Raw genomic sequence first — 5,275 nt, forward strand, 5'->3', positions numbered from 1 at the left:
GATGGCAGGTCGCTTCCTTTCACGGGGCTATGGTAAAGGTCGCGGAATGCCGCAAACACCGCAACTTCCTGCTGGCACGCAACGCGAGCAAACTGCGGACGCTGCCAAGCCGCAACAAGCTAAGAAGCCACGCAGCCAACGACTGGGTGAGAAACTTGCGGATGTATCTGATGTTGGTAACAAGCTCAAAGATAAGACCAAACGTAGCCTCGATCAGGTGAAGGACGCACCAACTAACGTTTTGTATGGCTTGCATCGTGGAAAGCAGCTGACTAAGGACGCCGCCGAAACCGCGAAGGATAGCTTCAAGGGTCGGCGTGAAGCCAATCAGCAAGAACGTGACAAACGGCTCGAGCAGCGGCGTAAGCAAATGCAAGAACGCAAGCTCGCAATCAAGCCGAAAGCTGATCCTGAAAAGCCAAAACCAACGGCTTCCAAACCACCGGTTGAGCCAACTCGTAAGCCAACAACTGCCACACCTATAGAACCAAAACAAACCGATACAAGCGGTCAACCAAAGCGCGCTGCCACGAAGCCAACTTCAACTCGGCCTCCGCGACCAGTCACGAAACCACAAGCAGACCCCACCATCAAACCGCACCAAGAACCAGCCCAACCAGCGAATAGACCCAAGAAACCACTGACCCTCGTTTCCGAAAAGCCAGCCAAGCCACGCACCCCAAAGCCACAGCGGACCAAAAAGGCCAAGGGGCATAAGAAGCGATGAAACTCTGGCGCTGGTTAGCTCTTGCCGCACTCCCAATACTGTTGATTAGCGGTCTGTTCTTTGCAGTCATCGCCTCTGATGATGACGAAGATCAGCCGGCCTCTGCGATCACAGCCGATGCAATGAACTTATCCGCTGAAGTCTACAAGCACAAGCTGATGGTCGAAAAGTATTGTAAAGAGTTCGGCATTTCAGACCAGGTGATGGTGATACTCGCCATCATGCAGGTTGAATCCGGTGGCAAGGGTGGCGATGTGATGCAAGCTAGCGAATCACTAGGGCTGCCGGTCAATACACTAGATACCGAAGCGTCCATCAAGCAAGGCGTGAAGTATTTCGCGTCGCTACTGAAAAGCATGAAGGCTACTGGTGTGGATCTCAATACCGCCATTCAAAGCTACAACTTCGGCGGCGGCTTCATCGACTACGTTGCCAAGCACGGCAAGAAATACACGCTGGCGCTGGCGACGGCTTTTGCCAAAGAGAAGTCCGGTGGTAGGAAAGTCACCTATACCAACGTGGTTGCTAAGGACGGTTGGCGCTATGCCCATGGGAACATGTACTACGTGTCGGTTATCTCGCAATACCTGGTCACTGGTGGCACGAAATTCGACGACAAAACGGTACAAGCCATCATGGACGAAGCGCTCAAGTATCAAGGCACACGCTATGTGTTTGGTGGCTCAACGCCATCAACGGGCTTCGACTGTTCCGGGCTGACCAGTTGGTGCTACGGCAAAGCTGGGATCAAACTTCCCCGCACCGCACAAGCACAATACGACGTTACAGCAAAGCTGAATATTAAGGACGCCAAACCCGGCGACCTCGTGTTCTTTCACTCAACCTACGATACCGCCGATTACGTGACCCACGTTGGGATCTACGTTGGCGGCATGAAAATGTACAACGCCGGTGACCCACTTGGCTACGCCGACCTAAACTCAAGCTATTGGCAAGCCCACCTGATTGGTGCTGGACGTGTGAAGAAGTAGGTGAAGACGATGGATCAAAATGGCATCGGGTACTTTGACTGGATGGATCTCATCACCAACACCTATGACGATGCGCTGCAAAAGACGCACGTCGATCTAAAATTCGGTGATAATCGCGCACTACGCAACAAGGAACTCGACTTTGCGTCAGGCGAGTGGGAACGCATCAAATTCTTCAAACAACGCTTGCCCAATACCGACGACCTGTGCCACGTCCTTGACCGCTTTGTTGACCGAATGCCGGAAATGGAATACGGGCACCGGCGTGAGTATCGCCTTGCCGTCGCGCATGAAGTGGCCGTTGATCGATGGCTCAAAGGCAAGGTGTTTGCACCAGAAGACCGTAAGTATATCCTCGACCGCGAACGCTACTTGGCCGAAGAATACTTCAACAGCGACCGTGAACTCGGTCAGTATATCGAAACCGACTATGAGGGCTACAAGCGAATCTCGCTGCAACGCCTGTTCGTGCGCTTTCTCGATATTTACGATGACTTTTACCGCTGCTACGAAATTAGAAAGGACAAGGTGAATGAACCTTGAGTAAAGATAAAGCCCAAAAGAAAGGCTGGTTCAAGAAGAAGCCAGCCGCCCCAAAACCGCCTAAAATTAAGCACCATGGTCTGCGCCGCCCGGTCACACTGCTTTGCTGGGCAGTGTTAATCAGCAGCACCAGTTTCGGTGTCTACAAGAACATGACCGCCATCGACACCCACACGGTGCATGAAGTTCAAGTGATCAAGACTAAGGTGATTGACACGCACGCCTTGGCGACCTTCACCACCGACTTTGCCAAGCTCTACTATTCGTGGCAACCCAGCCACGAAGCACTAGATCAGCGGCAGAAAGCTTTGCAGCCGTATCTTGTGGAGCAACTGCAATCGCTGAACGCCGACACCGTGCGGAGCGACATTCCCACAACTGCCGCGGTCAGTGAGGTCAAGGTCTGGGACGTGAGCAAGACGGCTAAAGACACGTTCCGTGTGCTGTTTACGGTGAAGCAAGACCTTGCCAAAGGTAAAGACAAGAAATCTGTGACTAGCTCTTACACCATCATCGTCATGCAAAATGACAACGGCGATATGGTGGTCACCAAGAACCCAACCATCGCTGCGGAGCCAGCAGCAGCTCGGATCAAGCTGCCAGACACCCAGTCCGATAACACGGTAGCCGGCAGCACTGCCGATGACGTAACTAAGTTTCTCAAGACGTTCTTCGCCTTGTACCCGAAAAGCGATCGCAATGAACTCAAATATTATGTCAAAAACGGCACGCGACCAATCGAACGCAACCTTAAGTTCGTGGAACTTCTAGATCCAGTCTTTAAGAAGACTAAGAACAGCCTGACCGTCACCTTATCAGTGAAGTATCTCGACACTGACAATGATATGAGCCAAGTCTCGCAATACACCCTGACCCTATCCAAGCAAAGCAACAATTGGTTTATCACTGACGGTATCTGACAAAAGACCCGACACGGCCTTTACGCAAGCATGCGCATGGGTCGTGCCGGGTCTTGTCGTTATTCTGCTTGCGTAGCAGTGTCACGGGCGCGGACTTTACGAATGATTAAGTAAGCTAGGTAGCCGAAGACGAAGGCTGCAGCCGCAATCTTAGTATGCATTCTACCAATCAACAATTGCTAGCGTAGCAACCACCAGCATGGCGACTACTCGCAGGATTGAATAGCCTAGATTGCATAATTAAAGTTACCGGCCGTAAAAAGTCAAAAATGAAGTGCCCTACAATATCGTCCACTGCAAGAAGCTGTCGATTGCTGCGCCGCTAGCCTCAACTTCGACGCGTTCGGGATTCTTGTCGAAATCCGACATGAGACGCCCCGACTCGATATGCACGGTGTTCCACGCCGTTTGCCAGATGCGGCCGTGCAGGGTCATCTAGGCCTGCTTGCCGAGTGGATTGTCTCCTTTTTCGAGAAGTCCTGTACGTAAACCGTGAGTAACTCCAGCGTCGCGCCAGTGTCGAGAAAGGCGTGATGTCAAACGAAAACGGCGTCTCGCCACCCTCATGCCGTCTGACGAACTGCCCGTTGATGAACGCCTACGTCAGGGTAGTCGACCGCGCCAAAATGCGATACGAACGCTCGTCCCGCCACGATTGATACCACCACCTAAAACTCGCGGGCGTACCAGACTGTCAAGGACAGTTTTGAAATGTAGTTTTGTCCGCACATCCTTTCCTACATTTTGTGACTGACATCGACACCAGACCGTGTCGTGCTTGTTCTGGACGTTTATCCCGCTCAGGGTCGTCTGAAAAGCAAATGGCACCTCAATCTGTAGTGTTAGGTCTGCCAGCAGCCCCCTCAAGCGGCCAATTCTTAGCCATCGCCACCTAATCGTCATCAAAGGAGAATTGCCAGTTACCGTTGAGGTTCTGCCAGTCGCCGTCACGAACGAAGCCTAGCCTTAGACATTCCTCTCTCAGCATTTCAATTTCTTTTTCTAAGAAGAATAGACTTTTCATTCGGTGCGGCCCGGAAGGCTCAGCCAAATCACTGGAATCCGATTAACCTAAATCGATTGCGGACTTAGAATAACAACCAATGGTAAGACAAATTCTATTGGGTCCAGCTCCTCTACCTGCAGTTCGAAATGCTCAATGTTCAACGTTCTCAACAGCAGAATTAGGATTGAATTTAGTCAAATTGGACTCTTGTCTGACTAACTTGTCAATCTCCTTACCAATATCCCTGACAAGATTAACGACCAACGCATTACCCATTGTGAAATATCTCTGTGAGTTGGAAACATCTTCCAATTCGGTCCAGCCAACGGGAAAAGTATTAATCTGTTCAGTCTCTTCGGGAGAGAGAAGCCGATATTCATGATTTCCAGGATCCAGGATAACGTGACTCATTCGCGATATCGTGTGCTCTGATGTGACCATTGTCCTCGCAGGCAACTCAAGTGAATCAGGGAATCTCATATTCCCCATACCATACCGATAGGTGTAATCGCCTCTCCTAGATGTTTTTGTCATTTGAAAGCCCGATTTCATCTGTTTCATTTTCGCCAATCGCTCATCTCTTAACCAGAGGCTTTTATCAGGGTTGTTCGGAAGAATAACGGAGCCCAGATTTGTTTGAGTTTTTTTGACTGCCCCAGTTTACAATTCAAGTGCAACACCCTGACGACTAGACCAAAAAGGCCATGAAGACCTATTCTTGTTAGTGGTAGCTAAACAAGAAAGCAGGAATCTTCATGACCCACTCTCTGATTAACACTCACAAGCACTACCAACAACTCAGTCTTAGCGACCGTGATTGCACAGAAGCTTCATCGCAGTAAAGCGACAATCTCACGGGAAATCACGCGTGGATCTGTAACTCAGCTCGACTCGAAGCGTCACTCGCATCAAGTCTATCTTGCGGAAACTGCCCAAGCCATACACGACCGCAAACGCGACAGAACCGGACACCACGCCTTTCTCAAAACCGGCCGTGCGTTCTTCAAAGCTCTCACCAAGGAGCTTACCCGCTGAAGGCGGCCATCGGAATTTACCACCTCTGCCAAACTTTTTACCACCTTCTGCC

The 5,275-nt window shown here is 50.8% G+C and carries 5 protein-coding genes and 2 pseudogenes; 5 read left to right on the forward strand and 2 right to left on the reverse strand.

Going from position 1 to position 5,275, the window contains the following annotated elements; genetic code table 11:
* From FC75_RS13090 to FC75_RS11855, 4 genes and pseudogenes are all read left to right on the forward strand, one after another.
* Window positions 1-727: pseudogene (locus FC75_RS13090) on the forward strand (CD3337/EF1877 family mobilome membrane protein); the annotation flags it as partial.
* Window positions 724-1,719, forward strand: coding sequence for a bifunctional lytic transglycosylase/C40 family peptidase (locus FC75_RS11845; protein WP_056989975.1), 996 nt, complete (start codon window positions 724-726; stop codon window positions 1,717-1,719). The pseudogene FC75_RS13090 and the gene FC75_RS11845, both read left to right, overlap by 4 nt.
* A gap of 9 nt (window positions 1,720-1,728) precedes the next feature.
* Window positions 1,729-2,262: a hypothetical protein gene (locus tag FC75_RS11850; protein WP_054666196.1), complete on the forward strand. Its 534-nt coding sequence runs from the start codon at window positions 1,729-1,731 to the stop codon at window positions 2,260-2,262.
* Complete coding sequence (locus tag FC75_RS11855) at window positions 2,259-3,182, forward strand: conjugal transfer protein (protein ID WP_054666190.1); 924 nt, start codon at window positions 2,259-2,261, stop codon at window positions 3,180-3,182. Before FC75_RS11850 ends, FC75_RS11855 begins: the two co-directional genes overlap by 4 nt.
* A 279-nt stretch (window positions 3,183-3,461) precedes the next feature.
* On the opposite strand, the gene FC75_RS12760 is transcribed toward FC75_RS11855, so the two are convergent.
* Together FC75_RS12760 and FC75_RS11860 are read right to left on the reverse strand one after the other, a co-directional pair.
* Window positions 3,462-3,617, reverse strand: a complete 156-nt coding sequence (locus FC75_RS12760; RefSeq protein WP_156314492.1) for a hypothetical protein — start codon at window positions 3,615-3,617, stop codon at window positions 3,462-3,464.
* Window positions 3,618-4,338: 721 nt separating this feature from the next.
* Complete coding sequence (locus FC75_RS11860; RefSeq protein ID WP_156403632.1) at window positions 4,339-4,749, reverse strand: DNA cytosine methyltransferase; 411 nt, start codon at window positions 4,747-4,749, stop codon at window positions 4,339-4,341.
* A gap of 194 nt (window positions 4,750-4,943) precedes the next feature.
* On the opposite strand from FC75_RS11860, the pseudogene FC75_RS12560 reads away from it, so the two are divergent.
* Window positions 4,944-5,220, forward strand: a pseudogene (locus tag FC75_RS12560) (IS30 family transposase); the annotation flags it as partial.
* Between the last annotated feature and the right edge of the window lie 55 nt (window positions 5,221-5,275).

This window comes from Lacticaseibacillus camelliae DSM 22697 = JCM 13995, assembly GCF_001436615.1.
Taxonomy (GTDB): Bacteria; Bacillota; Bacilli; order Lactobacillales; family Lactobacillaceae; genus Lacticaseibacillus; species Lacticaseibacillus camelliae.

Coding starts and splice junctions, on each gene's coding strand:
- FC75_RS11845 (WP_056989975.1), top strand. CDS start 724: ATGAAACTCTGGCGCTGGTTAGCTCTTGCCGCACTCCCAATACTGTTG.
- FC75_RS11850 (WP_054666196.1), top strand. CDS start 1,729: ATGGATCAAAATGGCATCGGGTACTTTGACTGGATGGATCTCATCACC.
- FC75_RS12760 (WP_156314492.1), bottom strand. CDS start 3,617: ATGACCCTGCACGGCCGCATCTGGCAAACGGCGTGGAACACCGTGCAT.
- FC75_RS11860 (WP_156403632.1), bottom strand. CDS start 4,749: ATGAAACAGATGAAATCGGGCTTTCAAATGACAAAAACATCTAGGAGA.